This window comes from Rhodococcus sp. IEGM1428, from assembly GCF_050321865.1.
GTDB lineage: Bacteria > Actinomycetota > Actinomycetes > Mycobacteriales > Mycobacteriaceae > Rhodococcoides.
In genome coordinates this window covers 508,926-535,044 of record NZ_JBNQFW010000003.1, presented here as the reverse complement: position 1 = coordinate 535,044, position 26,119 = coordinate 508,926, and the positions used below count along the sequence as shown (strand labels likewise).

21 protein-coding genes are annotated in these 26,119 nt (G+C 65.8%); 8 read left to right on the top strand and 13 right to left on the bottom strand.

The features are described 5' to 3' along the window. Positions 1–60 precede the first annotated feature (60 nt). Together ACQR3T_RS17320 and ACQR3T_RS17315 are read right to left on the bottom strand one after the other, a co-directional pair. Positions 61–1,809, bottom strand: coding sequence for an ABC transporter ATP-binding protein (locus ACQR3T_RS17320; RefSeq protein WP_032376220.1), 1,749 nt, complete (start codon positions 1,807–1,809; stop codon positions 61–63). Continuing rightward, the gene (locus ACQR3T_RS17315; protein WP_428694278.1) at positions 1,806–3,554 is read right to left on the bottom strand and encodes an ABC transporter ATP-binding protein; all 1,749 of its coding nucleotides are present in this window, start codon (positions 3,552–3,554) and stop codon (positions 1,806–1,808) included. The genes ACQR3T_RS17320 and ACQR3T_RS17315 overlap by 4 nt, the downstream gene beginning before the upstream one ends. Positions 3,555–3,658: 104 nt before the next feature. Between ACQR3T_RS17315 and ACQR3T_RS17310 the strand changes: the two genes are divergently transcribed. From ACQR3T_RS17310 to rsgA, 3 genes are all read left to right on the top strand, one after another. After that, positions 3,659–3,832 (top strand): hypothetical protein, encoded by a 174-nt coding sequence (locus ACQR3T_RS17310; RefSeq protein ID WP_008710019.1) that lies wholly within the window; start codon positions 3,659–3,661, stop codon positions 3,830–3,832. A 53-nt stretch (positions 3,833–3,885) separates the two neighbouring features. Further along, a complete protein-coding gene (locus tag ACQR3T_RS17305; protein ID WP_032376219.1) occupies positions 3,886–5,337 on the top strand; it encodes an alpha,alpha-trehalose-phosphate synthase (UDP-forming) in 1,452 nt (483 codons plus the stop codon). A gap of 157 nt (positions 5,338–5,494) precedes the next feature. After that, positions 5,495–6,511, top strand: coding sequence for a ribosome small subunit-dependent GTPase A (gene rsgA, locus ACQR3T_RS17300; RefSeq protein WP_428694277.1), 1,017 nt, complete (start codon positions 5,495–5,497; stop codon positions 6,509–6,511). Between the two features lies 1 nt (position 6,512). On the opposite strand, the gene ACQR3T_RS17295 is transcribed toward rsgA, so the two are convergent. Beyond that, entirely contained in the window at positions 6,513–6,743 is a 231-nt protein-coding gene (locus tag ACQR3T_RS17295; RefSeq protein ID WP_032376217.1) for a hypothetical protein, read from the bottom strand. Positions 6,744–6,897: 154 nt separating this feature from the next. Between ACQR3T_RS17295 and ACQR3T_RS17290 the strand changes: the two genes are divergently transcribed. Continuing rightward, complete coding sequence (locus ACQR3T_RS17290; protein WP_037147449.1) at positions 6,898–8,313, top strand: MFS transporter; 1,416 nt, start codon at positions 6,898–6,900, stop codon at positions 8,311–8,313. After that, positions 8,310–8,711: a MarR family winged helix-turn-helix transcriptional regulator gene (locus tag ACQR3T_RS17285; RefSeq protein WP_032376216.1), complete on the top strand. Its 402-nt coding sequence runs from the start codon at positions 8,310–8,312 to the stop codon at positions 8,709–8,711. Before ACQR3T_RS17290 ends, ACQR3T_RS17285 begins: the two co-directional genes overlap by 4 nt. 17 nt (positions 8,712–8,728) lie before the next feature. Here ACQR3T_RS17285 and ACQR3T_RS17280 read toward each other — a convergent pair whose 3' ends face one another. From ACQR3T_RS17280 to ACQR3T_RS17255, 6 genes are all read right to left on the bottom strand, one after another. Then, the gene (locus ACQR3T_RS17280; RefSeq protein ID WP_032376215.1) at positions 8,729–9,475 is read right to left on the bottom strand and encodes an FAD-binding oxidoreductase; all 747 of its coding nucleotides are present in this window, start codon (positions 9,473–9,475) and stop codon (positions 8,729–8,731) included. 128 nt (positions 9,476–9,603) lie between these two features. Further along, positions 9,604–10,020, bottom strand: coding sequence for a heat shock protein transcriptional repressor HspR (locus ACQR3T_RS17275; RefSeq protein ID WP_052069961.1), 417 nt, complete (start codon positions 10,018–10,020; stop codon positions 9,604–9,606). Further along, the gene (gene dnaJ / locus ACQR3T_RS17270) at positions 10,020–11,195 is read right to left on the bottom strand and encodes a molecular chaperone DnaJ (protein ID WP_032376214.1); all 1,176 of its coding nucleotides are present in this window, start codon (positions 11,193–11,195) and stop codon (positions 10,020–10,022) included. The genes ACQR3T_RS17275 and dnaJ overlap by 1 nt, the downstream gene beginning before the upstream one ends. 31 nt (positions 11,196–11,226) lie before the next feature. Further along, a complete protein-coding gene (gene grpE, locus ACQR3T_RS17265) occupies positions 11,227–11,874 on the bottom strand; it encodes a nucleotide exchange factor GrpE (RefSeq protein WP_032376213.1) in 648 nt (215 codons plus the stop codon). After that, positions 11,871–13,715, bottom strand: coding sequence for a molecular chaperone DnaK (dnaK, locus tag ACQR3T_RS17260; RefSeq protein WP_032376212.1), 1,845 nt, complete (start codon positions 13,713–13,715; stop codon positions 11,871–11,873). The genes grpE and dnaK overlap by 4 nt, the downstream gene beginning before the upstream one ends. A gap of 336 nt (positions 13,716–14,051) precedes the next feature. After that, positions 14,052–14,549: a Pro-kumamolisin, activation domain family protein gene (locus ACQR3T_RS17255; RefSeq protein WP_032376211.1), complete on the bottom strand. Its 498-nt coding sequence runs from the start codon at positions 14,547–14,549 to the stop codon at positions 14,052–14,054. 296 nt (positions 14,550–14,845) lie between these two features. Here ACQR3T_RS17255 and treS point away from each other — a divergent pair, with 296 nt between their 5' ends. Continuing rightward, complete coding sequence (treS, locus tag ACQR3T_RS17250; protein WP_032376210.1) at positions 14,846–17,026, top strand: maltose alpha-D-glucosyltransferase; 2,181 nt, start codon at positions 14,846–14,848, stop codon at positions 17,024–17,026. 16 nt (positions 17,027–17,042) lie between these two features. Here treS and ACQR3T_RS17245 read toward each other — a convergent pair whose 3' ends face one another. Next, entirely contained in the window at positions 17,043–17,426 is a 384-nt protein-coding gene (locus tag ACQR3T_RS17245) for a bleomycin resistance protein (RefSeq protein ID WP_037172847.1), read from the bottom strand. 83 nt (positions 17,427–17,509) lie between these two features. Here ACQR3T_RS17245 and ACQR3T_RS17240 point away from each other — a divergent pair, with 83 nt between their 5' ends. After that, complete coding sequence (locus tag ACQR3T_RS17240; RefSeq protein WP_428694276.1) at positions 17,510–18,085, top strand: hypothetical protein; 576 nt, start codon at positions 17,510–17,512, stop codon at positions 18,083–18,085. Between the two features lie 17 nt (positions 18,086–18,102). On the opposite strand, the gene ACQR3T_RS17235 is transcribed toward ACQR3T_RS17240, so the two are convergent. The 3 genes from ACQR3T_RS17235 to ACQR3T_RS17225 form a co-directional block, all read right to left on the bottom strand. After that, entirely contained in the window at positions 18,103–19,563 is a 1,461-nt protein-coding gene (locus ACQR3T_RS17235) for a dynamin family protein (RefSeq protein ID WP_428694275.1), read from the bottom strand. Next, a complete protein-coding gene (locus ACQR3T_RS17230) occupies positions 19,560–21,368 on the bottom strand; it encodes a dynamin family protein (protein ID WP_428694410.1) in 1,809 nt (602 codons plus the stop codon). The genes ACQR3T_RS17235 and ACQR3T_RS17230 overlap by 4 nt, the downstream gene beginning before the upstream one ends. A gap of 112 nt (positions 21,369–21,480) precedes the next feature. Then, positions 21,481–24,057, bottom strand: a complete 2,577-nt coding sequence (locus tag ACQR3T_RS17225; protein WP_428694274.1) for an IniB N-terminal domain-containing protein — start codon at positions 24,055–24,057, stop codon at positions 21,481–21,483. Between the two features lie 261 nt (positions 24,058–24,318). On the opposite strand from ACQR3T_RS17225, the gene ACQR3T_RS17220 reads away from it, so the two are divergent. Next, positions 24,319–26,115, top strand: coding sequence for an Hsp70 family protein (locus tag ACQR3T_RS17220; RefSeq protein ID WP_428694273.1), 1,797 nt, complete (start codon positions 24,319–24,321; stop codon positions 26,113–26,115). Positions 26,116–26,119: the final 4 nt, after the last annotated feature.

Here is a 26,119-nt window from a genome sequence, read left to right as displayed (position 1 = left end):
CTCCTCTGTTGAAGAAGACCGTAGCCGAAACTAATACCTATAGGCAAATAGCTAAATCAATCAGCGGCCCTGCCACGCCTCCCACAACTGTGCGTACCGTCCACCGGCCGCGACCAGCTCCTCGTGCGGACCCTGCTCCAGGATTTTTCCGTGTTCGAGCACCACTACGCGGTCGGCCGCAGCGGCCTGAGTCAGGCGATGCGCGACGATCAACGTACTGCGACCCTTCGTCGCGGCTTCGGCGGCAGCTTCGAGTTCTCGCGCACCGGAACTGCCGGCTTCCGCGGTGGCCTCGTCCAACACCGCGACGGCCGGGTCGGCGAGAACCAAACGCGCCAAGGCCAATTGCTGCGATTGTGCCGCGGTCAACTGGTGCCCGCCCTCGCCGACGGCGGTATCGAGTCCGTCTTCGAGCGCCTCGACCCACCCCCACGCTCCGACGGTCCGCAACGCGGCTTCGACGTCGGCGCGTTCTGCATCCGGCGCAGCCAACCGCACGTCGTCGATCAACCGGCCGGCGAAGACGTGCACTTCCTGACTGACGATTGCGACGTGACGGCGTAAGCCCTCACTGCCCAGCGCGTCCAGCGTTGCGCCGCCGACGCGAACCGACCCGGACGTCGACGCGATCGAGCCGGCCGCGATGGCCGCGATCGTCGATTTGCCGGCACCGGTGGACCCCACGAGCGCCACCGTCTCACCCGCAGCGACGCGCAGGTTCACTCCGTGCAACACATCGTGACCCTCCTCGTACGCGTGCCGTAGATCGGTGACGTCCAGGGTGGCATCGGCGGGCACGGAACCGTCGCCCACCGGCCGTTCGTCGGGAATGTCGACGACACCGACCAGCCGGGCCAACGATGCACCGGCAGACTGGATGTCGTCGAACGTGAACAGCAACGTACCGATCGGATTGAACAGGCGATGGAACAGCAAGGCTGCGGCCGTCGTCTCGCCGACGGTGACATAATCACCTCGTACGAGCAGGAAACCGGCCAGCAGGATCACCGACAGTCCCACGCATTCGGCACGGTTGCTGCGCGAACCGAAGCGGGTGAAGAGTCGAAAGACCTCGAGGCCGATGTCTCGGGCCTTGGCCGACGACCGGTCGATGTCACTCAGATGGGCAGACTCGAGTCCGTACGCGCGCACCGTCTTTGCGCCCTGCATGCTGCTGACGAACGACTGCGCACGCTCGCCCATCGCGACGCGTTCGGCCGCGTACAGCGGAGCCGACCGCGGCAGGTACCACCGCAGCGCCAGCACGTACATCGGCAATGCCACCAGTCCGGCGAGGCCGAGACGCCAGTCGATTCCGAGCATCGTGACCATGCTCAGGCACACGAGCAGGAATGCTCCGACGAGCTGCGGGATCACTTCACCGATCGACTTGGCCATCACTGCGACGTCGTCGCCCACGCGAGAGAGCAAGTCGCCCTTGCCTACTCGTTCCAACGTCGCCACCGGCAGATGCAGGGCGCGACGAACGACGGCTTCGCGCAGCGAGGCCAGGATTCCCTCGCCGAGGGTGCTGATCAGATAGCCGCTGAATCCGGTGACGATTCCGCCGATCACCGCAGCTACCGAGATCACCACGACGACGCCGATGATCGTCGACGTGTCGGCTCCGTCCCGGACGCGGTCGACCAGCACACCGAGCACGTACACCGGCACCAGCGACATCCCTGCTGCAATCGCGCCGAGGAGCAGCGTCACCGCCGTTCGCGCCTTGCGCAGTCGCAGCTGTTCCAGCAGCCACTTCCCGGACCGTGCCCCGGTCGCGATCGGAAGTAGTTCGGGGGTCGTCATCGCAGCACCGTGTCCTTGTACTGCGCGTCCGAGGACGCGAGATCGTGGTGCGTTCCCTCGGCGACGACGCATCCGCCGTCGACGACGAGAACGCGATGGGTCACCGACAACAGCGCAGGACTGGTGGTGATGAGGATCGTCGTCTGCGCCGTGCTACCTGCGTGCCGCAGCTCGGCGACACCGCGGGCTATGGCGTGTTCGGTGACGGCGTCGACGGCCGTCGTGGGGTCGTGCAGCACCAGCACCGGGGCATCGACCGACAGCGCCCGGGCCAAGGCGACTCGCTGACGTTGCCCGCCGGACAGGCTCGCTCCGCGGTCGGTGACGGCGTGGTCGAGGCCGGCTTCGTGAAGTTCGACGACGTCGGTGGCCGCGGATGCCTGCAGCACTCGGTCGAGCTCGGCCTCGGGCCGCTCACGCCCGGCGGTGACGTTGCTACGCACGGTGCCGGCGAAGAGGTCGGTCAGGTGCGGCTCGACGAGAACGGTCTCACGAGCGCGTCGGAGATCGATCCGGCCCGCCGGGATCCCGCCGATGCGTACCGTTCCGGTGTAATCGGACTCGGAGATCTGGCCGGACAGCAGTGCGGCGATCGCTTCGCCGTCCTGCGGCCGATAGGCCACCACTCCGAGCAACTCACCTGGTGCCGCCCGGAATGCGAGGCCGTCGAGCGATCGGAACCGAACGTCGTCGACGGTCAGTTCGGTACCGACCGGAACCGCGGACTCCGACTGCGGTAGAACGTGTTCCGCACCGAGTACCAGGGCGAGCCGATCGGCCGATCCACGCACCATGGCCAACACACCGGGGATCCTGGACAACCCGGTGAGAGGTTCGATGACGAATTGCGAGAGTCCGATGACGGTGATCAACTCACCGACCGAAATCCTGCCCTGCAACGCGAACCAGCCTGCGGTCCCGGCAATTCCGACGGCGAGCAGCGCGTTGACCGCCGCGGCGAGGCCCTGATAGACGTTGTTGGCGCGGGCCAGTTTCAGCGTCGCTGCCAATGCCGTTCTGCTCGACGTCACGAACCGCTGCGTTGCAGCGTTCTCGGCACCGATACCGCGCAGGGGCCGCACTCCGCTGACCAGATCGGTGGCCATCCCCGATACCCCGGCGATCTCGGCCTGCTGTGCGGTGGCCGCACGAGTGAGCAACGGGGCGAGACGCTGGAGCGCAATCAGAATCACCGGAGTTCCGATCACGACGGCCAGGCCGAGAGGAATGTCGATGATCAGCAATGCCACCGCCGACGCCACCACCGCGACGGCCGATGAGAAGACCCGGGCGATCAGATCGAGGATCCACGACTCCTTCTCGGCATCGGACGTCGACACCGTCAGCAGCTCCCCCGACGACAGCTCGGTCCGCAGTCCGCGGGGATCGAGGACGCGTCCGGCAACCTCGATACGCACCAGGTACGCCTCCCGCTCGATCGCGACGACGATGATGCGAGCACCGATGCGCCACGCGTACGACAGCGTGACGAACAGGGCCGCGAGCCCGATCAGCGAGACGATCATCGCCGTGACGTCACCGGTGTCGATGGCCCGCGAGACGATGAGACCGATGGCCACCGGGACCATCGTTTCGCACAGTTGATGTACCCCGAACAGCATCGACGAGCCGATCAAGCGAGCACGATGGCGTCTTACCGTGCGGCGCAGAATCGCGGAGCCGGTGGCCGGAGGAGGGCCCTCCACCACCGTTCGAGTAAGGAGGAGCGGCACAGAATCGGTCATTTGTTGCAGCCTAAGGGATCGGGAACTGGCGATGGGGTGCCACATTTACATAGAGTCGTGGCCAGGAACACCACGTAAGTCCAGTAGAGAGTACGGAGAACACCATGCCTGCCAAGACCTCCACCGACAACGACATCGCCGACGAAGACATCGTCCCACTCGAGTACGAGACGGCCAGCCAGGCTCAGCGCGTCGTCGCCGCCTACGCGACCGATGCCGACGAATGCCGCATGTTGTTGTCGATGCTGGGTATAGACCCCGTAGCGAAGACCGACTGACAGGTTTTCGCAGGGCTGTTTTCCCCAGAGATCTACAAGCGGATTGGACAGTTGTGGCTGACGCCTCGCAGGGTTCGGATTTTGTCGTCGTAGCCAACAGGTTGCCCGTCGATCTGGAAAAGCTTCCGGACGGAAGCACGCGATGGAAGCGAAGCCCCGGCGGGTTGGTTACCGCCCTCGAGCCGATCCTGCGCGCCAACAAGGGTGCCTGGGTGGGATGGGTCGGCGTGTCCGACGTCGACGTCGAGCCGTTCGTCGAGGACGACCTGCAGCTGCGACCGGTCCCGATCAGCGAGAAGGAGTACACCCAGTACTACGAGGGGTTCTCCAACGCCACCCTGTGGCCGCTCTACCACGACGTCATCGTCAAACCGGAGTACGACCGCGACTGGTGGAACGCCTACGTCGAGGTCAATCGCCGCTTTGCCGAAAAGACGTCCGAGGCGGCGGCACAGGGCGCGACGGTCTGGATCCAGGACTACCAGCTCCAGCTCGTCCCGAAGATGCTGCGCATGCTGCGCCCCGATCTGACCATCGGGTTCTTCCTGCACATCCCGTTTCCGCCGATCGAGCTGTTCATGCAGATGCCGTGGCGCACCGAGATCGTCGAAGGACTCCTCGGTGCCGACCTCATCGGGTTCCATCTGTCCGGCGGCGCACAGAACTTCCTCTACCTTGCCCGACGCCTCGCCGGGGGAACCACCTCTCGCGGAACCGTCGGAGTGCGGTCCAAGCTCGGCGTCGTGCAGGTCGGCTTCCGCACCGTGCGTGTCGGGGCCTTCCCGATCTCGATCGACTCGGGCGACCTCGACACCAAATCTCGCTCCAAGGCCGTCCGCGATCGCGCGAAGCAACTCCGCAAGGATCTGGGAAACCCGAAGCGCATCATGCTCGGCGTCGATCGCCTGGACTACACCAAGGGAATCGACGTCCGGCTCAACGCTTTCCGCGAGTTGCTCGAAGAGGGCCGCGTCGACCCCGCCGAGAACGTCATCGTGCAGTTGGCCACGCCCAGCCGTGAGCGCGTCGAAAGTTACGTCGCGATGCGCGGCGAGATCGAGCAGCAGGTGGGCCGCATCAACGGCGAGTACGGCCAGGTGGGTCATCCGGTGGTGCACTACCTGCACCGGCCGATCCCCCGCGACGATCTGCTGGCCTACTTCGTCGCCGCCGACGTCATGCTGGTCACCCCGTTGCGCGACGGCATGAATCTCGTTGCCAAGGAGTACGTGGCCTGCCGCAGCGATCTCGGAGGCGCGCTCGTGCTCAGCGAATTCACCGGTGCCGCAGCAGAACTGCGACAGGCGTACCTGTGCAATCCACACGACCTGGACAGCGTGAAGGACGCCATCATCGGCGCGCTCGAACAGGAACCCGAGGCAGGAAAGCGCCATATGCGTGCCATGCGTCGGCAGGTGCTCGCGCACGACGTCGACCGCTGGGCCCGCTCCTTCCTGACCGCACTCGCCCAACCTGCGGAGGGCTCGAACCCCACGCAGCGATAAATCGCTTTCCTTCCGACCGTCGACGGCTGTAACTTTGCCGTCGACGGTTTCTTTTCATGTATCGAGTTCATGCGTTTTCACGTGAGGAGGTGGGCATCGTGGCCACCCGGACGACAGCACCCCCGAACCCTCGTTCCTCCTCCCCGAAGGATCTCGCATGTCTCCACTCGACCATTACGGTCTCGATCAGCACTGGCTGACCGAATTCGAAAACCATTCTAGAAACACAATTCTCGCCCGCGTCGTACGCGTCGACCGCGGTGAGTTCGACGCCGTCACCGACAGCGGCATCGTCCGATGCACCGGCAGCAGTACCTGCACCGGGGATTGGGTGACACTGGACGAGAACTCGTTCCGGCTGAGCGCCATCCTCCCCCGCCGGACGGCCATCGAACGCGCCTCCGCCGGATCCGCCTCCGAGGCACAGGTTCTGGGAGCCAACGTCGATACCGTCGTGGTCACCGTCGCGTCGGACACGGCCCTCGACCTCGGTCGCGTCGAGCGCTACATCACCCTCGCCTGGGGCAGCGGCGGCGTCCCCGTTCTCGCGATCACCAAGAACGACAGCGGCAGCGTCGACGAGGAACGAATACTGGCAGCCGCACCGGGTGTCGCCGTCTGCAGCACGAGTGCTGTGTCGTCCGGCGGAATCGACTCACTGACAGGACATCTGCGAGGCACGGTCGCACTGATCGGGCCGTCGGGATCCGGCAAGTCGACGCTCGGAAACGCTCTTCTGGGTGGCTCGGCTTTCGCGACCGGTGCCACCCGCGACGCCGACGGCAAAGGCAGGCACACAACGGTGCATCGGGAGTTGGTGCCGATTCCGGCGTCCGGCCTCGTTCTGCTGGATACCCCGGGTCTGCGGTCGGTGGGGATCCAGGGATCGGAAGATGCTGTGGCGAGTGCCTTTTCCGACATCGAAGAGCTGGCCGCACTGTGCCGGTTCGGTGACTGTGCGCACGAACACGAGCCCGGATGCGCAGTGCTTGCCGCCGTCGACGCGGGCGAGCTCACCGGACGCAGACTCGGCAACTACCGAAAGCTGCTGCGGGAGAACGCCTGGGCCACCTCGAGGCACGATGCCCGAGCTCGCAGCGAGAAGCTGCGCGAGTACAAGCAGATCTCGAAGTCACTACGTCGGAAATACGCCGCCGACGGTAGAGGGAGGTAGGTCAACTCTCGTCGAACAGTGAGGGACTGTCGGTCTCCGCCTCGGCCTGCCGAGCCGAACCTTCACTGCTCGACGCCTTGCGTACCACCTCGACCGTGGTGGTGCGCACCGACAACCGATGCCCGTCGTGGTGTTCGAGCAACGCCAGACCCTGACGAATCTCGAGCACCTTCCACGGGCCGGCGTGTCCGGACGCCTGAACCAGGTCGCCTGGTGCGATCTCGGAAGCCACTGTTGTTCTCCATTCGGCGAGCGATCGGGTTCGAGCAAGTCTGTGACACACACCCTATCGGGCACGCACATGAGCACACTCACTTGCTCGGTGAACAAATTAGGAGTAGTCATGTAATAGTTATAGATATACAAGCATTATCGCGGAGGTGAACGTGGCCGAGTTGACTCGACGACACCGGTATCTCGTGCTCGGCATCTGCTGCCTGAGCCTGTTTCTCGTCAGCACCGACAACACGATCGTCAACGTTGCACTGCCGTCGATGCGCACCGACCTGAACGCATCGGTATCGGGCCTCCAGTGGATCATCGACGCATACACGCTGGTCGTCGCCTCGCTGCTGATGCTCGGCGGCTCGATGGCCGACAAGTTCGGACGCAAGCGTTTCTTCCTGATCGGCACCGGAACGTTCGTGGTCGGGTCCCTGCTGTGCAGCATTGCACCGTCACTGGGCTGGCTCGTCGCCTTCCGCATGCTGCAGGCCGTCGGCGGTTCGATGATGAATCCCGTCGCGATGTCGATCATCACCAATACCTTCACAGACCCGAAAGAGCGTGCCGGGGCCATCGGAATGTGGGGCGCTGTCGTCGGGATCTCGATGTCGGCGGGCCCCGCGCTCGGCGGCATCCTCGTCACCGGAGCCGGCTGGCAATCGATTTTCTGGATCAACGTTCCGGTCGGCATCTTCGCACTGGCGATGACGGTGAAGTTCGTCCCCGAATCCAAAGCCGAGCACGCGAGAAAGTTCGACCCGGCCGGTCAATTCCTCATCTTCGCGTTTCTCGCCTCGCTGGTGTTCACCATCATCGAAGGGCCGGCGAAGGGCTGGGGATCGCCGCTGATCGTGCTCACCGGTGCCATTGCAGTGGGTTCCCTCGTCGGCCTGCTGGTGGTCGAGTCGCGCATCGAGGAACCCCTGATCCAACTGAGGTTCTTCCGTAGCGCACCGTTCAGCGGAGCGACGGTGATCGCCGTGTGCGCGTTCGCTTCCCTGGGCGGATTTCTGTTCCTCAACACCCTGTACCTGCAGGACGTGCGCGGTTATTCCCCGCTGCATGCCGGTCTCTACACTCTGCCGATGGCCTTGATGACGCTGATCTTCGCGCCGATCTCCGGCCGCATCGTCGGCACCCTGGGTGCGCGCATTCCGCTGCTCGTTGCCGGAATCGGATTCGTGGCCTCGGCGCTGATGCTCACCCGACTGACTCCCACGACATCGTTCGCGTGGCTGGCGGTTGCCTACGTGATCTTCGGAATATCCTTCGGCATGGTCAATGCTCCGATCACCAATACCGCGGTGTCCGGAATGCCGCGCAGCCAGGCCGGAGTTGCGTCCGCCATCGCGTCGACCAGTAGGCAGGTGGGTCAGTCGCTCGGCGTGGCCGTCGTCGGCTCCATCGTCACCGCGAGCATCGTCGGTGAGATCTCCGACGGTTTCACCGCCGCCGCCGTGCCCGCGTGGTTCGTCATCGCAGGCGCAGGCGTGGTCGTCACCGTGCTCGCCTTGGTCACCACCGGCCGGTGGGCCCGCTCGACCGCCGAGAACATCGGCCGTCCGGTACTCGTATGACCGCCGACGCAGCACATGTCTGGCGCGAGATGCGCTCACTGATGCTAGAGAAACACGACACCCGACGGGCCGTCGCCGACGCCACCGGCATGAGCTTTCTGCGCGCCAAACTGCTCACCAAATTGCTCGCAGGTGATCGGACGGTGACCGAGCTGGCCGAGATTCTTGCGTCCGATGCGCCGTACGTCTCTCTCAACGTTCGCGAACTCGAGAAGCGAGAATTGGTGGTGCGCACCGAAGATCCCGACGATCGCCGACGCCGCATCATCGGGCTCACCGATTCCGGCCGTCGCCTTGCCGAGAAAGCCAGAACAATCGCCGACGCCCCGCCGCCGGAATTCACGACGGTATCCGCGGCGGATCTCGCACATCTGCGACGGATTCTGCAGCTGCCCTGATCTCTTGAGACAGCGCTTCAGCGGCGGATGGTCTCGGGCGGGGTACCGGCCTCGACCAGGGCGCGCACGGTCGCCGCTTCCATTCCCGGGGATCCGCACACCAGAATTTGGCTGTCCAGGAATGGCCCCTGGGTGGCGACGACGTCGGCCATACTGCCTTCCCAACAATGCTCGGGCTCGAAGAACGCGGTGGTGGAACCGATTTCGTCACGGATGCGGTCGTTCCATCGATCCGGAGCCCACGGCTCGTTCAGTTGATCGACGACGGGAACGACGGTCAACCACCGCAATTGTGACGCCATCAACCACAGCATGTCCCCGGCATACAGGTCGCGAGGCGATTTTCCGCCGACGAACAGCGTGACGTTGGGTGGCTGCTCGGCGCGCGTGAGATCGAGCAGAATTGCCCGCAACGGAGCGAGGCCGGTGCCGCCCGCGATCATCACGACGTCGCGACCCGAGTCATCGACGTGCAGACCGCCTTTCGGATCGCTGATCTGCCAGACGTCCCCTGGCCGCGTCTCGTTGACGATCGACCCGCTCACCCATCCAGCGGGAACGGCCCGGACGTGAAATTCCAGTTTGCCGTCGAGCGAGGGCGGCAGCGCGGGTGAGTATCGCCGCGTCAGAGCTGAGTTCTGGGGAACTGTCACCGATACCGACTGGCCTGCTGTGAACGGAACCACATCGCCCTCGAGTCTGATGACCGCGAGGTCGTTCCGAAGGCGGTGATACTGAACGACCGTCGAACTCCACGCCTGCATGCCGACCAGGATAGGGGTCGGGGGCGGCTGTCTCGCAAACGCGAGTGAGGTTCGGCACCGCTGCCCCGCTCGACGTCGCAAACGCGCGCGCGTTTGCGAGGACCTGAGCCCGCAAAGAGGCAGCGAACCTAGCGCTGGTGCTTCGGCTTCCAGACCACCAGGGCGTTGCGTTGAATCGGCACCAGGTCGCGGCGATAACTTGCGTGCACGGCTGCCAGCTCCTGAGCCAGTTCGCTGATGCGCGACTGCAGAGCCTCGACCTGATTGGTGAGCTCGATGATGCGTTTGATGCCGGCGAGATTGACGCCCTCGTCCTGCGAGAGTCGCTGCACTTCACGGAGCAGAGCGACGTCACGCGGGGAGTAGCGTCGCCCGCCGCCGGTGGTGCGGTGCGGGGTGACCAGTCCGAGCCTGTCGTAGGTGCGCAGCGTCTGCGCGTGCATACCGGCCAGCTGTGCCGCGACGGAGATCACGAAAATCTGCGCGTCGGGATCAGCTTGTGCTCCACCGCTTTTCGGGGAACCGCCCTCGGGAGGGACCGACATCACACACCTGCCCACCCGGCCCGCGGGTCGAATCCGCTGGCCTTCTCGGCTTCCAGATAGTTCTTCAGAGCGTCGGTAGCAGCATCGTCCAGTTTCTGCGGGACGGCAACTTTGACGGTCACCATCAGGTCGCCGGTACCGGACTTCTTCGGGATACCGCGTCCACGCACCCGCAGCACTCGGCCGTCGACGGTTCCCGGTGGCACCTTCACGCCGACGCGTCCCTCGAGGGTGGGCACCGACAGCGTCGTACCGAGCACCAGTTCGCCGTAGCTCACCGGGACGGTCACCGTCAGATCGTCGTTGTTGCGGCCGAACACCTTGTCGGGCTTGACCCGTACGGTCACGAACAAGTCGCCTGATGGTGCTCCGCGCAGACCCGCTTCGCCCTGACCGGCGAGCCGGACCTTCTGTCCGTCGCTGATGCCGGCCGGTACCCGCACGGTGATGGTGCGGGTGCGGTTCTGCACTCCGGTTCCACGGCAGTCGACGCACGGGTCGTCGATGATGGACCCGCTTCCACGGCAGTCGTCGCACGGCTCACTGAAGCCGAACGCGCCTTGGTTTCTGTTGACGACGCCTTGGCCGTTGCATTTGGGGCACACGCGCGGGCTGGTTCCGGGCTTCGCGCCGCTGCCGTGGCAGGTGGTGCACGAGGACGGGCTGGTCAACTTCAAGGGGACCGTAACGCCCTGAGCCGCTTCACGGAACTGCAGCGAGGTCTCGGTCTCGACGTCGCTGCCGCGTCGGGGCCGGTTGCTCTGCGGGCGCTGTTGCGCGCCACCGCGATTGAACAGACCACCGAAGAGGTCGCCGATTCCGCCGTCGCCGCCACCCTGACCGAAGATGTCGCCGACGTCGAAGGTCTGGCCGCCACCGCCGAATCCGCCTGCGCCGGGCGAGAATCCACCGCCGCCGCGGCTACCGAACCCGCCCGAGGCGAACAGCCGTCGTGCTTCGTCGTATTCCTTGCGCTTGGCCGGGTCGGCGAGCACGGCGTGCGCCTCGCTGACCGCCTTGAACTTGTTCTCGGCCGAGGCGTTGCCGGGATTGGCATCGGGATGGTTGTCCCGGGCCAACTTTCGGTACGCCTTCTTGATCTCTTCTGCAGTCGCGCTGGAGGAAACGCCCAGCTCCTTGTAGAAGTCCTTCTCGATCCACTCCCGCTGGCTCACCGGGCGTTTCCTCCTCTCGCGCTACTTCTGTTTACTGCTCGTCGGACGCAGGTGCATCCGATTCTTGTGTTGCCGTGTCCTGACCAGCGCTGTCCACCACTCCGACCATCGCGGTCCGCAGAACGCGTTCGCCGAGCTTGTAGCCCGGACGCATCAACGTCCCGACGACGGGACTGCTGCCGTCGCCCTCGTGGGAGACGGCCTCGTGAATGGCCGGGTCGAAGGCGTCGCCCTCGGCTCCGAAGGTGGTCAGGCCGATGTTCGAGAACACCCCTGCCAACTTGTCTGCCACTGCTTTGAGCGGTCCGGTTTCGAGATCGCCGTGCTGGCGAGCTCGCTCGAGGTCGTCGAGAACCGGGAGAAGCTGCGAGACGACGGACGCCTTCGCGTTCTCCGCTCCGGTCTGCTTCTCTCGGTCGGTGCGACGCCGGTAGTTGGCGTACTCCGCCGACACGCGCTGCAGATCTGCGGTGAGTTCGGCGACCTGCGTGTCACGCGGGTCTTCCACGACGTCACCGTCGACGGTCCCTTCGTCCACCGAGTCGGGCTGGGGCGCAGCCCCGGTGCCCACGAGGGGCTCCGGAACTGCGTCACCTTCCCGTACTTCACCGGTCTCGGGATCGATCTTTCGCTTGTCCACGAAAGTGACCGGTTCTTGCTCGGTGTTCTCCGACGTCACTTCTTGTCCGTGTCGTCGGCGGGCTCGTCGACAACCTCTGCGTCGACAACACCGTCGTCAGCGGCCTGCGCGCCACCCTCTGCGCCGCCCTGCTCCTTGGCCTGAGCCTCGTAGATGGCGGTGCCGAGAGCCTGCGACTCGGTCGAGAGCTTCTCCACGGCGGTCTTGACTGCCGAGATGTCGCTGCCCGCGAGCGCCGTCTTGGCGTCGGCGATAGCGGTTTCGACGCGTCCCTTGAGCTCGGCGTCGACCTTGTCCTCGTTGTCCTTGACGAACTTCTCCGTCTGGTGGACGAGGGACTCGGCCTGGTTGCGAACCTCGGCCTCTTCGCGACGAGCCTTGTCCTCGTCTGCGTGAGCTTCCGCGTCGGCGACCATGCGGTCGATCTCTTCCTTGGACAAGCCGGAGCCGTCCTGGATCTTGATCGTGTTTTCCTTGCCGGTGCCCTTGTCCTTGGCCGTGACGTGCACGATGCCGTTGGCGTCGATGTCGAAGGTGACCTCGATCTGCGGGACGCCACGAGGAGCCGGGGGCAGCTCGGTCAGCTCGAAGGAGCCGAGGAGCTTGTTGTGCGATGCGATCTCGCGCTCACCCTGGAAGACCTGGATCTGCACCGAGGGCTGATTGTCGTCAGCGGTGGTGAAGGTCTCGGAACGCTTCGTCGGGATGGTGGTGTTGCGCTCGATGAGCTTGGTCATCACGCCACCCTTGGTCTCGATGCCGAGGGACAGCGGCGTGACGTCGAGGAGCAGAACGTCCTTGACCTCACCCTTGAGCACACCGGCCTGCAATGCAGCACCGACGGCCACGACCTCGTCCGGGTTGACGCCCTTGTTGGGCTCGCGTCCACCGGAGAGTTCCTTGACCAGCTCGGAGACGGCGGGCATACGCGTCGAACCACCGACGAGCACAACGTGGTCGATGTCCTTGACGGCGATGCCGGAGTCCTTGACCACTGCCTGGAACGGCGCGCGAGTGCGGTCGAGCAGGTCGGAGGTGATCTTCTGGAACTCCGAGCGGCTGAGCTGCTCGTCGAGGAAGAGCGGGTTCTTGTCGCCGTCGACCGTGATGTACGGGAGGTTGATCGAGGTGCTCTGCCCGGAGGACAGTTCGATCTTCGCCTTCTCGGCGGCCTCACGCAGACGCTGCAGCGCCATCTTGTCCTTGGTCAGATCGATGCCGTTCTGAGCCTTGAACTTGTCGACGAGCCAGGTCACGATGCGCTCATCCCAGTCGTCGCCACCGAGGTGGTTGTCGCCGGACGTCGCACGAACCTCGACGACGCCGTCGCCGATTTCCAGCAGCGAGACGTCGAACGTGCCGCCACCGAGGTCGAACACGAGAATGGTCTGCTCGCTGTCGCCCTTGTCCAGGCCGTATGCGAGAGCTGCCGCGGTGGGCTCGTTGACGATGCGCAGGACGTTGAGGCCGGCGATCTGGCCGGCTTCCTTCGTGGCCTGACGCTGTGCGTCCTCGAAGTACGCGGGAACGGTAATGACCGCGTCGGTGATTTCCTCACCCAGGTAAGCCTCGGCGTCGCGCTTCAGCTTCTGCAGCGTGCGCGCGGAGATCTCCTGAGGGGTGTACTTCTTGCCGTCGATCTCCACGGTCCAGTCCGTGCCGACGTGGCGCTTCACGGAACGAATCGTGCGATCGACGTTGGTGACCGCCTGGTTCTTCGCGGGCTGGCCGACCAACACTTCACCGTTCTTGGCGAAAGCGACGATCGACGGGGTGGTGCGTGATCCCTCGGAGTTGGCGACGACAACCGGTTCGCCGCCCTCGAGGACGGACACGACCGAGTTGGTGGTCCCGAGGTCGATACCGACCGCACGAGCCATAATGTTTCCTCCTGTTGTTGCGTGGATTCAGTCCCTGGGTGAGCGAACTCCGCTCAAGTTTGCACAACGCGATCTATCGCGTCAACTTCCAACTTGAGCCTCATCCACTCAAGGCTGCTGACCTGCACAACGGAGGGTGTGGCGAATTTGTTCCCAGGGGAGCGGCTGCGCCGCATGTGCACGGGAGTGGAGCCTGCGAAACGACCCAGGTGAGCGGAAACTCGACCCCTGCTACGAGGTTCTGCGCACATGGGGCGAAGCCCCTCCACAGCAGTACGCCGCGACGATCAGCGGGGATCGTCGCGGCGCAGCGGGGAGAAAGTAGGGCGGAAGGAATTACTCGGCAGGCTCCTCGGCCGGCGCGGGGATGCAGCTGTGACTGAGCAGCCCGGCCGTGATGTTGTTCATGAAGTCGGCGTCGAGAGCGCTCGCGAAAGCCGCGGCACCGGCGGGACGAGCGACCCACTCACGATCGACGGACGGCACGGTGTACGTCGCCGACTCGCCTGCCTTGATGGTCGTCTCGGTGTTCTGACCCTGGACGCCCGGCAGTGCGCCGTAGTTGACGTTGACGTTCGAGGCGTCGTCCGCGCCGACGTTGTCGACCTTCACCTGCAATGCCACGACGCCACCCTCGGGGGCGTCCTTCACCGTGGTGTCGCAGACCGCGGACATGGCGACCACCAGGTCGGGGCTTTCGAGCACGACCGAGCCGAGCGGGCCCACCGGCTCTTCCGGTTCGGCCGAGGCCATGGGCACGAGGACGACCGCACCGATGCCGGCGGCCAGGGCGGCCGTCGAGGCCAGGATCGATGTGCGGGCAAGACGTCGCATGGACAACTCCTGTAGCTGAGGGGATGTGACCCGTGAGTCTGATGTGACTGGAGGGGCAGTTGGTACTTGACTCACTATGGCCTATCGGAATCAGACATTCCACACCAGGCGGTCTCGATTCGATGACGTTCGCATATCGAAGGAAACGCGCCCCGCCGAATGACATTCGTGTAGCTCGGCGTAGGTTTCACCGGTCGACCGGCAAGGTTTCGCCCGTCGAGGATCAGGGGAACCACAACCCTGCGGATCGGCCGCGCCCTACGTAGGGTTGAAGAAAAGCGAGGCTACGGAGGCACATGGATCCCGAAGTGCAGCACGAACCGAGCGAGATCACCTACGACGAGAAGTTCTACCCGGCTCGGCCGAAACCACTTCGCCCCTCGGTGCGCCGCGCCAACCGGAGCAACAGTCCCACTCCCGACAGCGAACCGGTTGCGTCGAACCCGGAGTACGTGGACTGGCTCACCGAACAGTCGATGCTGCGGGACGCCAAGCTGATTGCCGAGCAGCTCTCGGGCAAGGGCAGCATGTGGCAGAACCCGTATGCCGATCCCGATCCTCGCGCCGCCGTCGAGCGCGCACCGGTGTGGTTCACCGCTTACCCCATCTCGGTGATCAACGCTCCGCAGACGAGCTTTCTGAGCACTCTCGGCGACGAGAAACTGTGGCAGGCATTCTCCGAAATCGGTGTCACTGCAGTGCATACCGGCCCCGTCAAGGTGGCAGGCGGCATCCACGGCTGGCGACCGACCCCCTCGGTCGACGGCCACTTCGACCGCATCGGCATGCAGATCGACCCCGCATTCGGATCGGAAGAAGAGTTCCGACGCCTGTGCGTGGTGGCCTCGGCATACGACGGCATCGTCATCGACGACATCGTGCCCGGACACACCGGCAAGGGTGCAGACTTCCGGCTCGCCGAGATGGCCGTGGCCGATTACCCCGGCATCTATCACATGGTGGAGATCGAACCACAGGACTGGCACCTGCTGCCCCGAGTGCGCGCCGGAGCCGATTCGCAGAACATCGACGCCGAGGCCGAGGCCAATCTTGCTCGCGCCGGCTACATCATCGGCCAGCTGCAGCGAGTGATCTTCTACGAGCTCGGCGTGAAGGAAACCAACTGGAGCGCAACACCTCCCGTCGTCGGCATCGATGGCATCGAACGCCGCTGGGTGTACCTGCACTACTTCAAGGCCGGTCAGCCGTCGATCAACTGGCTCGACCCCTCTTTCGCCGGCATGCGACTGGTGATCGGTGACGCCTGCCACTCCATCGCCGACCTCGGCGCAGGCGCACTGCGCTTGGACGCCAACGGTTTTCTCGGCGTCGAGCGTCGAGCAGAAGGCCCGGGCTGGTCCGAGGGCCATCCCCTGTCCGAGGCCGCCAACCACCTGATCGCCAGCGTGGTGCGCAAGATGGGCGGGTTCACCTTCCAGGAGTTGAACCTCACGATCGACGACATCAAGGCCATGGGTACCAACGGTGCCGACCTGTCGTACGACTTCATCAACCGCCCCGCCTATCAGCATGCGCTGGTCATGGGGAACACCGAATTCCTTAGGCTCACCATGACTTTGGCGCGTGATCATGGCGTCGACACGGCATCTCTTGTGCACGCGCTGCAGAACCACGACGAGATGACGTTCGAGCTCATCCACTTCGCCACCCTGCATGCGGAGGACGAATTCTCTTACGGCGGCGAGACGGTCAAGGGCTGCGACCTGGGCGATCGCATTCGCGGCGAACTGACCGATCGGCTCACCGGACGCTGGGCACCGTACAACCGGACGTTCACCACCAACGGAATCGCCTGCACCACAGCAAGTGTCATCACCGCATCGCTCGGTATCCGTGATCTCGACCGAATGGACGAGGCCGACATCGAGACGGTCAAGCGTGCCCACCTGCTGTTGGCGATGTACAACGCGTGGCAGCCGGGCGTGTTCGCCCTGTCGGGCTGGGATCTGCTGGGCATCCTGCCCATCGATGCCGCAGAGGTCGACGATCTCATTCGAGAAGGCGACACCCGGTGGATCAACCGCGGCGCTCACGATCTGATGGGATATTTCCCCGAAGCCGTTCGCTCGGAGTCCGGCATTCCGCGCGGACGCAGCCTCTACGGCTCACTTCCCGAGCAGCTGGCCGACCCTCAGTCGTTCGCCCGCCAACTGGCGCGAATCATCGAGCTGCGCAAGCGGTTCGGTATCGCCACCGCCCAGCAGATCGACATTCCTACGGTCTCGCACAAGGGCTTGCTGGTGATGGTGCACGAACTCAGCCAGGGGACCATCCAGGCCACTGTGCTCAACTTCTCGTCCGAGGAGATCAGCGCAACCATTCAGTCCAAGCACCTGGTGCCCGGCACGTGCGCCATCGACGTGTACGACGACAACGAGATTGCAACGGTGGACGAGCTGAACAGCTTCCCGATGACACTGCGTCCGTACGAGGGCGTGGCGGTGGTGCTGCGCTGAGCGGAATCTCGCTCAGCTAGGGGGCGTCGGTCGGCGCGCCGAGGTTCTCGATCAAGTTCAACTGGGTCCCGTCCGGATCCACGAGAAACCCGACGCGTTGCCCCCAATGCTGAAGCCGCACAGGAGCTAGTCGAGGGCTACCGGACGGCCTCTCCACGACACCCGCAGCCTTGATCTTGCGATACAGCTCATCGACATCGTCCACACGGATACTGCACATGAACGAGCTGTCTTCGGGCTCGAGATCAGGAAACCGGAAGAACTCCAACCGAAGTGCGCCACGGCCGATAATCAGCCAACCATCGTCTCGGTAAGCCAGCTCGAACCCGAAACTGCCGTAGAACGCGAGCGTGTCATCGAAGTCGCGAGATGGCAGGTTCGGTACGGCATGGTCGGTCACGGCAGCCAAGCCTACGACCTCTCGGTCTACTTCGCAGCGGCCTTGCCGGTGCCTGTGCAGTTCCCCCGATAGACTGCTGCATCGTGGCCGAAGAACCTAACGATCCGACAGCGCACAGGCCCCGGCCTGCGCGTCCGCAACCGCCGCGGCCGGATGTAGTCGTCGAGCCTCTTCGGCCACGGCAGGAGCCCACTCACTCGGTTCTTCCGAAGATTGCGACCGGACTGTGGGTAGCGACGGCCGCAATCATCCTGCTGTTGGCGGCGGTCATCGCACTCAATTGGGAGTCCGTGCTGTCCGGTGTGGGAAATGCAGTCTCGCAGCAGGACTCGACGGCGAGTGCGGCCGACGTCCGCAGCACGGCCTCGGCCACGCTGTTGTCCAGCGGTGCTGCATCGGCGGTACTCGTTTTGCTCGGATTCGTCGCGCTGAACCTGCTGCGCGGCGCGGCCACGTCGTCCAAGGTCCTGATGGGCGCAGTCGGGATCTTGACCATCGGTACGGCCGTCACGTTCTCGACCTTCGTCTCCGACGCCCCCGCGCTGCTCGGCGGTGTTCTACAGTGGGGACCGTTCGTCGTCGCAGCAGCGGCAGCCGCTGCCACCGCTGTCGCGCTACTCCCCCGGCGGTCCTCAGCCCGAAAAGACACAGCCCGATAAGACTAGGCCCATAAGACTCAGGCCAGTGACGCGAGTATCCCCTCGGCGCTGCGCGCGGCGAGGGCGCACGAGCCAGAGGTGAACTGATCCAGCAGCGGGTGCTCGGACAACCCCCGCCATTTGTGTACTGCCGCCAACGCGACCTCGCGTTGCTGGGCGCGACCGGCATCGGCCGGCAGATTCAGGCGTTCGGTGGCGGAGATGCCGAACCCGCCGATGACGCGCTGCAGGTCCAGCAGGGCACCGTCCGGGAGTTTCGGTGTGGTGGAGCGTAATCGGCCGAGCAGGCGCAGTTCGGCAAAACCGTGCACGTCCGCCAGCATCCGCCCGGCCTCGGTACGCAGAGCATGGGATTCCGGCCGGAACTCCAGAATTCGCTGCAGTGCAACCAGAGCGGAGTGCAGTTTCAGTTGATCGGCCCGCTGACCGAACTGCACGTCGATCACCGAGCGCAGTTCGCTCAAGCCACTGCGTTCGACCAGATCGGCTGCAAGCGTCGGCGAATCGCGCACCCCCAGCCGAATCAGAGTGACCGCCATCCGAATTCCGAACAAACCGAAGCGGTCCACGATGCTGGCCCGCAGCGCCGCGTCGACGGGCAGCGTGCTCTCGGGTCGCACGAAGCGATCGGCCGAGAGCATCGCCAGCTGCAGATCCTCTGTCGGCACCGTCGCCAACGTCTCGAACGCAGCGAACTCGTTCTGCCGCAACGTTTCCGCACCGAGTGCGAGCAGACCCGCAACCGGGACCACCGCCTGGCACAAACCGGTGGCCTCGAGCTCGGACGCGAACCTCGCGGCGACCTCCTTGGCCGACATCATCGCGTCCATCCGTCCCGAGCCGACCTCGTCGGCCCGCGAGACCACCCCGATCACGCCGAGTGGCCCCGAATCACCGCCCACGTGCGCGCCGATCTGCCCGAGAAACGACACGTCCGACGCGTTGAGCGTGCGCAGCAGGTAGACGACGGCGTCGGCACCGGACGACGAGTTCTCGGGAGTGAGCATCGCGAGCGTGCGCGCCGAGACATCGCGCGAGAGCGACGACGTGCCCGGGGTGTCGATGATCGTCGTCTGTGCCAAAGTGCTGGCGGGCCATTCCACGTCCAGGCGATCGACCTGCGCGGCCGTCAACGACCCCAGATCGAAGGTCAGTCGGCCGTCCCGCCGCTGCACCGGCACGTTCGCCGCACGATCGCCGTCGTACCAGGCCGTGACAGCGGGCGTGACGCCGTTGCGATACCACGTGACGACCTTGGTGCATTCGGTGGCGTCGGTCGGAGCAATGTCTTGCCCCACAAGCGAATTCAGCAGTGTGGATTTGCCTGCCTTGAGCGATCCCGCCAACGCCACCCGCAGCGGCTCGTCCAGGCGGTACAGACATTCGTCGAGCATCCACGAGGCTTCGGCGTCCCCCGCGTACGTCGATCGAGCAGCCGAGATCAGATCACGTGCCCGGTTCAGAGCCGTCACGCTCATACCGCGGTGTCCTTGACGAGAGCGATTGCCCGAGTGTTCAAATCGGCTGCCACTCGCAGGTCCTGCTCCAGCTGAGCAATGCGGGCGGCGCGGTCCGTGTTGTCGGCCGCGGCAGCTTCCTGCGCCGAGCGCAGGGACTCGTTCAGCGACCGCAGAGTCTGTTCGGCGATCGAGGTGAAGTGATCGCGCAGTACCCGCTGGATCTGTCGCAGCCGGTCCTTCGACTCCTTGCCGACCTGAAAGCTGACGTCGTCGGTGAAGCGCCGGATCGCCATCTTGGCCTCGGAACGACGTGCCTTGACGCGGTTTTCCTTGTCCTCCTTGTAGGCCTTCGTGCCCAGCAGAACACCCGCGCCGATCGAGATCGGGTTGAGCAGACTCAACCCGACGAATGTGGTGATCAGACCGAACATGAGGACACCGCCGTAGGAGCCACGCATTCCCACGAGAACCTTCTGCGTGATACCGACACGACCGGATTCCAGCTCGGCCAACGACGAGACGGGTTCGAGAACGTTGTCCAGATCGCCGAGATCGAGATCCGGCAGCGCCGCCGCCCCGGAGGACGCGAAGTGCTCGGCCACCAACTCCGAGAGCCACAATGCACGCTCGTGTGCCCACACGAAGTTGTCGCCCACCGACGCGGCGATCTGCTCCTCGAGCCACTCGCCCAGTTGCGGCCAATCCTTGCCCGGATCCCCCTCGTCGACGGTCTCTTCCGCCTCCCGGGTGACGCGGCGCAACCGGTCGCGTAGATCGTGATCGATATCGGACGCCAGATCGGCAATGCCGTCACCGAGCGTCTGCTGCCATTGCGACGAGCGCTTGTGCAGTTCTTCGGCAGCGGATTTGGCCCGCTGCAGACCGGCGACGGCCGCGGCCGCCCGCTCCGGATCCTTCAGCGCCGCAAGCTCACTACCGAACGAGAGCGACAGGTGCTCGGTGACCGAGCGAACGTCGAGTGAGACCGACGCGCGAGCCAGTACGTCCGCGCGGGCCACCACGTCGTCGCGCAGAAACGCGTAGAGCTGCTGAAAACCGGACTCGGCGTTGAGCTCCTCGTCGTTCAAACGCAGTGCGTGAGAGCGCAACAGAGACGACACCGGGAGCATCTGCACCTCGAGGCCGCCGCGATCGAGGTGCCCGCGATTGGCCTCGACGATCTGCCGCCAGTGCGGGTACAGATCGATCTTGGTGATCAGCACGGCTACGGCCGGGCACAAACCTTGCACCTGCCGGAGAAAGGACAGTTCGGGCTCGGTGAATTCGCGGGAGGCGTCGGACACGACGAGCACTGCGTCGGCGGACGGAATGAGTCCCAATGTTCCTGCAGCGTGCGGATTTCCGTGCCCACCGACACCCGGTGTATCGACCAGCACCAGACCGTCGGCGAGCAGCGGACTCGGCACTCCGATGTCCAGCCGCAACACTTCACGACCCTGAGCTCGGGGACTCGCCGGGGTGACGGTCGTGACTTCTTCGGCCGGCACGTCGACGCGGATGGGCTCACTACCCGGATCTGCGAGAACGAGCTGCGCGGAGAAACTCTCGGCGTTGGACACCACTGTCGGGATGGCCGTGGTCTCGTCGTCGCCGACCGAGCACACCGTCAAATTGAGCAGCGAATTCACGAACTGACTCTTGCCCTGCTTGAGCGGTCCGACCACGATGATGCGTCGTCGTGGATCCAGGACTCTCGACCGCGCCGCCTCGACTCGATCCACCAGGTCGGATCTTCCCGCCGATGTCGCCACCGCCGCGGTGCGATTCAACAGCTCGGCCAGCTCCGTTGTGTGCCCGTCCATATCTCGCTTCACAACCCGTTCTCGTCGACGTCCCCGGACAGAACTCTAGCGACGACACGGCCCCGAGTGTGACGAACACACTCGGGGCCGTGCACTGGTGTCGCTGACCGAATCAGGGGTGCAGCGGATCGATGTCGTGATCGACCGTCACTGCGTGGCCGAGAGAATCGGCTGCCGAGTCCACCGAGCCGTGCAGGCTGCCATCGCTGAACAGACTCGAATCGCTCTCGGCCTGTCCGAAGACGTTGGAGTCGACGCTCGACCAGCCCGTGCCGGACGCGGTTGCGCCGCCGTCGAAGGAGCTGGAGTGCTCGAACGATCCCGACGCTGCACCGTTCGTGGCCGAGGAAAGGCTGCCGCCTGCATTCGCCAGTCCCTCCGCACCGGATTCCAGACCACCGGTGACGCTGCCCGCTGCCTGTCCACCGATGTCGGCAGCGGAATCAAACCCGCCGCCCACGGATGCCGCAGCGTCGGCACCAGCATCCAAACCCGTACCCACTCCTGCACTCACGGTGGAGGCGATGCCTCCACCGAGCGAAGCACCGGCGTCGAGTCCGCCGCCGACGTTCGACGCGATCTCGCCGCCCACCGATGTTCCCGCGTCGACCACTCCGCCTGCCGCACCTTCGAGGCCGCCGGCGACGGATCCTGCCGTATTCGCAGCTCCTTCGATGCCTGCGCCTGCGGATGCTGCCGCGTCGATTCCGGTGCTGATGCCACCGGTCACAGCTCCCTCGAGGCCTGCGCCTGCGGATGCTGCCGCATCGATTCCGGTGCTGATGCCACCGGTCACAGCTCCTTCGAGTCCGGCTCCGGCCTGAGCCGCAGCGTCGACGCTGCCGGAAACACCGCCGGCAACCCCGCCTGCCAGACCGCCACCGAGGCTGCCGAGTCCGGCGAGGCCACCCGACAAGCCGGCTCCCGCGTCGCCCAGGCCGGCAAGTCCGCCGGTCAGGCCCGCACCGGCATTCCCGACGGCTGCGAGGCCACCGGTGACATCCGCACCCACGTTTCCGACGGCTCCGAGGCCGCCGGTCACATCTGCGCCGACCTGGCCGAGTCCGGCCAGACCGCCGGTCAGGCCCGCGCCCACTCCGCCGAGTCCGGCGAGCCCGCCGGTCAGGCCGGCACCCACGCCGCCCACTCCGGCCAGACCGCCCGACAGATCTGCGCCGACTCCGCCCACTCCGGCGAGTGCTGCGTCGACGGTTCCCGTGAGATCGGCTCCGGCGGCTACTGCTGTGTCGATCGCTCCGGACAGTCCTGCGCTCAGGTCGGCTCCGGCACCGAGTACGGCTCCGAGATCGAGGGCTGCGCCGGTGTCGAGCACTGTGTCGAGTGCGGTGCCGAGCTGAGCTCCGGCGGTGCCGCCGACGCCGAATGCGGCCCCGAGGAGGCCCTCGAGGTTTCCGGCGACTCCACCTTCGATGCCGCCCGTGACACCACCTGCGATGCCTCCGCCTGCGCCGATGACTCCTTCCAGTGCGGTGTCGAGGGCCGCGGTCAGGCCGCCGATCGCGCTGGTGTCGAGGTCCAGTGCCGTTCCGAGTGCACCGCCGACGACCGCGCCGACGCTGCCGCCCGCGGCCACCAATGCGTCGAGGTCGAGGTCTGCGAGCGCACCGGCGTCGAGGACGGCTCCGAGTGCGGTTCCGATGGATCCCGCGATGGCACCGTCTGCTGCGAACAGCCCACCGAGGCTGGCACCGACGCCACCGGCGATGTCGCCGACCAGTGCGCCACCGGCACCGAGTGCTCCGTCCAGGGCTGCACCGACATCGGTCGTGAGATCTGCGCCGACGGTGCCGAGGCCTGCCAGTGCGCCGCCGAGGCCCGCGGTCAGAGCGGCACCGAGGTCACCTGCGATGTCGAGGCCGGCTCCGGCACCGAGGACGGCGTCGAAGACGCCACCGAGCGCCGTGCCGAGCTCGGCTCCGACGGTTCCGCCGACTCCGAAGATCGCGCCGAGCGCGCCGCTCAGTCCACCCTGGATGTCGGCCAGCGCGCCGAGGTCGACGGCACCGGTTGCGCCGAGGGCGGCGTCGAGGGCGGCCTGCAGTTGTGCGGTGATGTCGCCGCCGATCGCTCCCCCGATGCCCGCGCCCGCTCCGAGAAGACCGGTCAACGCAGCGCCGAGACCGACGGTTCCGCCGAGCAGACCGTCGAGGTCCAGATCCAGACCTCCACCGACACCGCCGCCGATGCCTGCACCTGCGCCGATCAAGGCGTCGAGGGCACCACCGAATGCAGCGCCGAGCTCCACGCCGATCTGGCCACCGACCGCCAGCGCGGCGGCGAGGGCTGCCTGCAGTGATGCGGCGATCTCACCGGTCACATCGATTCCGCCGGTCAGGCTGCCGCCTGCAGCGAGTCCGCCGCCGGCGACTGCGCCCGCAGCCAGTCCGAGCCCGGCCGACAATCCGCCGCCGAGGCTCGCGCCTCCGGCGAGTGCGCCCTCGAGGCCGGCCGATCCGCCTGCACCCAAGATGGCCGACAGCTGGCTGCCCGCTCCGGCGAACAGGCCCGACTCGGCGACCAGGGGTGCCACGGCGACGATGTCTGCGTGGGTCACGTCGCCGAGGCCGGCAGCGGCCAGCGTCGTCTCGGGGTTGGCGCAGTAGGCCGCTGCAGCCTGGTCGTCGCGCAGCAGGCTGAGAATGAAATCGAGTACGGCGTTGGTAGCCATCTGGGTCTCCTTGACGAGTGGTACTTCGTGGTTGATCACAAAGCTATGCATCGGAGAGCCCCCGCCCAACGGGGCCGATCCCCCTACTACCCCGGGGGTCGCCAGGGGGCTGTCGTTAGGGGATCTGGGCGCTTTAGGGGATTTCACTCGTTTCGCGCTCTAACCTGCTGTGAGACGTAACGAACAACGAACGCATTCCGACAGTGCGAGTGACGGCAGTACCACTGACGGCTGGGGCGAGATGAAGGCGGCGACACCACTATGAACGGCAAGAGTGCAGCCTGCGGAACGACAGGGACAGGGCTCGGCATACGTATCGGTTCGGTGACAGCGGCTGCTGCACTCGACACCGACCCCGTGACCTCGGTGGTCAAGCGTTCGGCACTCGATCTTCGTCCCGGTGCGGCCCCGAGCCTGGCCGAGCTGTGGGACCGATCGGCCCGCCACCTGATCAGCGGATTCGCCGACCGAGTGGGCGACCCGGTGGAACTCATCGACGACGACGGCCGCAGTCACCGCGCCGAGGATCTGTACGCCACAGCCGCTCGCGCACTCGTGGCCGAGGTGTCCGCCGGAGCCGATTCCGCCCCGACGGTCGTTGTCACCCACCCCACCCGCTGGACGGCGTACACAGCCGAGGCCCTCGGCGAGGCATTGGACCGCGCCGGCCTGGCCGATGTCACACTGGTACCCGAGTCCGTTGCCACGATGCGCTGGCTCGAGGTGACCCGCGGAACACAGTCCGACGGCCTCGCCGTGATCTACGACCTGGGTGCCAGCGCCCTCGACGTGACCCTGATCCGGACCGGTACCGACGCCGGAGTCGTCGGCAGTGGCGTCCATTCGCAGGAATTCGGCGGTGCGCAGTTCGATCACGCGATCATGCAGTACGTCCTCGATACCGTCTCGGGAAGTCAGTCGTTCGAGTTCGATCCGTTCGACCCCGACACCGTGGGTGCGCTGGTGGAATTGCGCTCCCGGTGTGGCCAGGCCAAGGAACAACTCTCCTACGACACGTCCACCTCGCTCACGGTCGACCTACCCGGCCTGCACACCGAGGTTCGCCTGGTGCGCTCCGAGATCGAAGAGCTGGTACGCACATCGCTGCTGGCGTCGGTCGGGGTCGTTCGGGACGCCGTGGCTGCCGCAGGACTCGAGGTCACCGACATCGACCAGGTGGTGCTCGTCGGCGGCAGCTCGGCCATCCCCCTCGTTGCCGAACTCATCTCGTCCGAACTGCGCGCCCCCGTCGTAGCCGGACCTCGTCCGGAACTGACCGTCGCGATCGGGGCCGCGATTCTCGGAAGCGACATCGCCGACGCCACCGCCGCAGAAGACGCAGCGTCCCTGGCTGCGGTCCCCACGGCCTCCGTGGCTACCGCTGCCGCCGCTCCGATGCCGCGCCCCACCCCGAGACCGGCACCGACGCCTACCGCCGTCGAATCCGACGCAGGCATGTCGGGCCGTAAGAAGGCCGGCCTCGTCGCCGGATCCGTTGTCGTCCTCGCGCTTCTCGCCGGCGGAGGCCTGTCGGTGGGTACAGCGTTGACCTCCGACAACACCGCCCCGGCCGAGTCCAACGCCGAGATCTCGAGCACCCAAACACCGGGAACCACCTCAGCTGTCGCGGACGCATCGACGACGACCACCGGCGAGAACGGCTCTGCTGCAGTCGGATCCGAGGGTGCTCCCACCACGGTCGTCAACGCCGACGGCACAGTGACGCAGATCGATCCGGCCACCGGAGCTCCCGTCGCCGGATCCCCGGCCACCGCCGCGGCCACTGCCGACAACGGCGCAGCAACCGTGCCGACCATCCCATCGGTCGCGGCCCCGACGGTGCCCAACTACCAACCACCTGCCGTGCAGGTGCCGAACGTGCAGGTTCCCAGCTACCAGCCACCTACGTACCAGGGCCCCACTCTCGGTGATGTCGGCCAAGGTGTGGGTCAGGGCCTCGGCGGCGTCGTGGGCGGAGTCGGTGACGGGCTCGGCGGTGCGGTCGGTGGCGTCGGCGACGGGCTCGGCGGAGTCGTCGGCGGCCTGACCGGCCGCTGAGTCG

Bases quoted from the DNA above. Each gene is read 5' to 3' on its own strand.
- ACQR3T_RS17320 (WP_032376220.1), bottom strand. From the start codon at position 1,809: ATGACGACCCCCGAACTACTTCCGATCGCGACCGGGGCACGGTCCGGG.
- ACQR3T_RS17315 (WP_428694278.1), bottom strand. From the start codon at position 3,554: ATGACCGATTCTGTGCCGCTCCTCCTTACTCGAACGGTGGTGGAGGGC.
- ACQR3T_RS17310 (WP_008710019.1), top strand. From the start codon at position 3,659: ATGCCTGCCAAGACCTCCACCGACAACGACATCGCCGACGAAGACATC.
- rsgA (WP_428694277.1), top strand. From the start codon at position 5,495: ATGTCTCCACTCGACCATTACGGTCTCGATCAGCACTGGCTGACCGAA.
- ACQR3T_RS17285 (WP_032376216.1), top strand. From the start codon at position 8,310: ATGACCGCCGACGCAGCACATGTCTGGCGCGAGATGCGCTCACTGATG.
- ACQR3T_RS17280 (WP_032376215.1), bottom strand. From the start codon at position 9,475: ATGCAGGCGTGGAGTTCGACGGTCGTTCAGTATCACCGCCTTCGGAAC.
- ACQR3T_RS17275 (WP_052069961.1), bottom strand. From the start codon at position 10,020: ATGTCGGTCCCTCCCGAGGGCGGTTCCCCGAAAAGCGGTGGAGCACAA.
- dnaK (WP_032376212.1), bottom strand. From the start codon at position 13,715: ATGGCTCGTGCGGTCGGTATCGACCTCGGGACCACCAACTCGGTCGTG.
- ACQR3T_RS17255 (WP_032376211.1), bottom strand. From the start codon at position 14,549: ATGCGACGTCTTGCCCGCACATCGATCCTGGCCTCGACGGCCGCCCTG.
- treS (WP_032376210.1), top strand. From the start codon at position 14,846: ATGGATCCCGAAGTGCAGCACGAACCGAGCGAGATCACCTACGACGAG.
- ACQR3T_RS17235 (WP_428694275.1), bottom strand. From the start codon at position 19,563: ATGAGCGTGACGGCTCTGAACCGGGCACGTGATCTGATCTCGGCTGCT.
- ACQR3T_RS17230 (WP_428694410.1), bottom strand. From the start codon at position 21,368: ATGGACGGGCACACAACGGAGCTGGCCGAGCTGTTGAATCGCACCGCG.
- ACQR3T_RS17225 (WP_428694274.1), bottom strand. From the start codon at position 24,057: ATGGCTACCAACGCCGTACTCGATTTCATTCTCAGCCTGCTGCGCGAC.
- ACQR3T_RS17220 (WP_428694273.1), top strand. From the start codon at position 24,319: ATGAACGGCAAGAGTGCAGCCTGCGGAACGACAGGGACAGGGCTCGGC.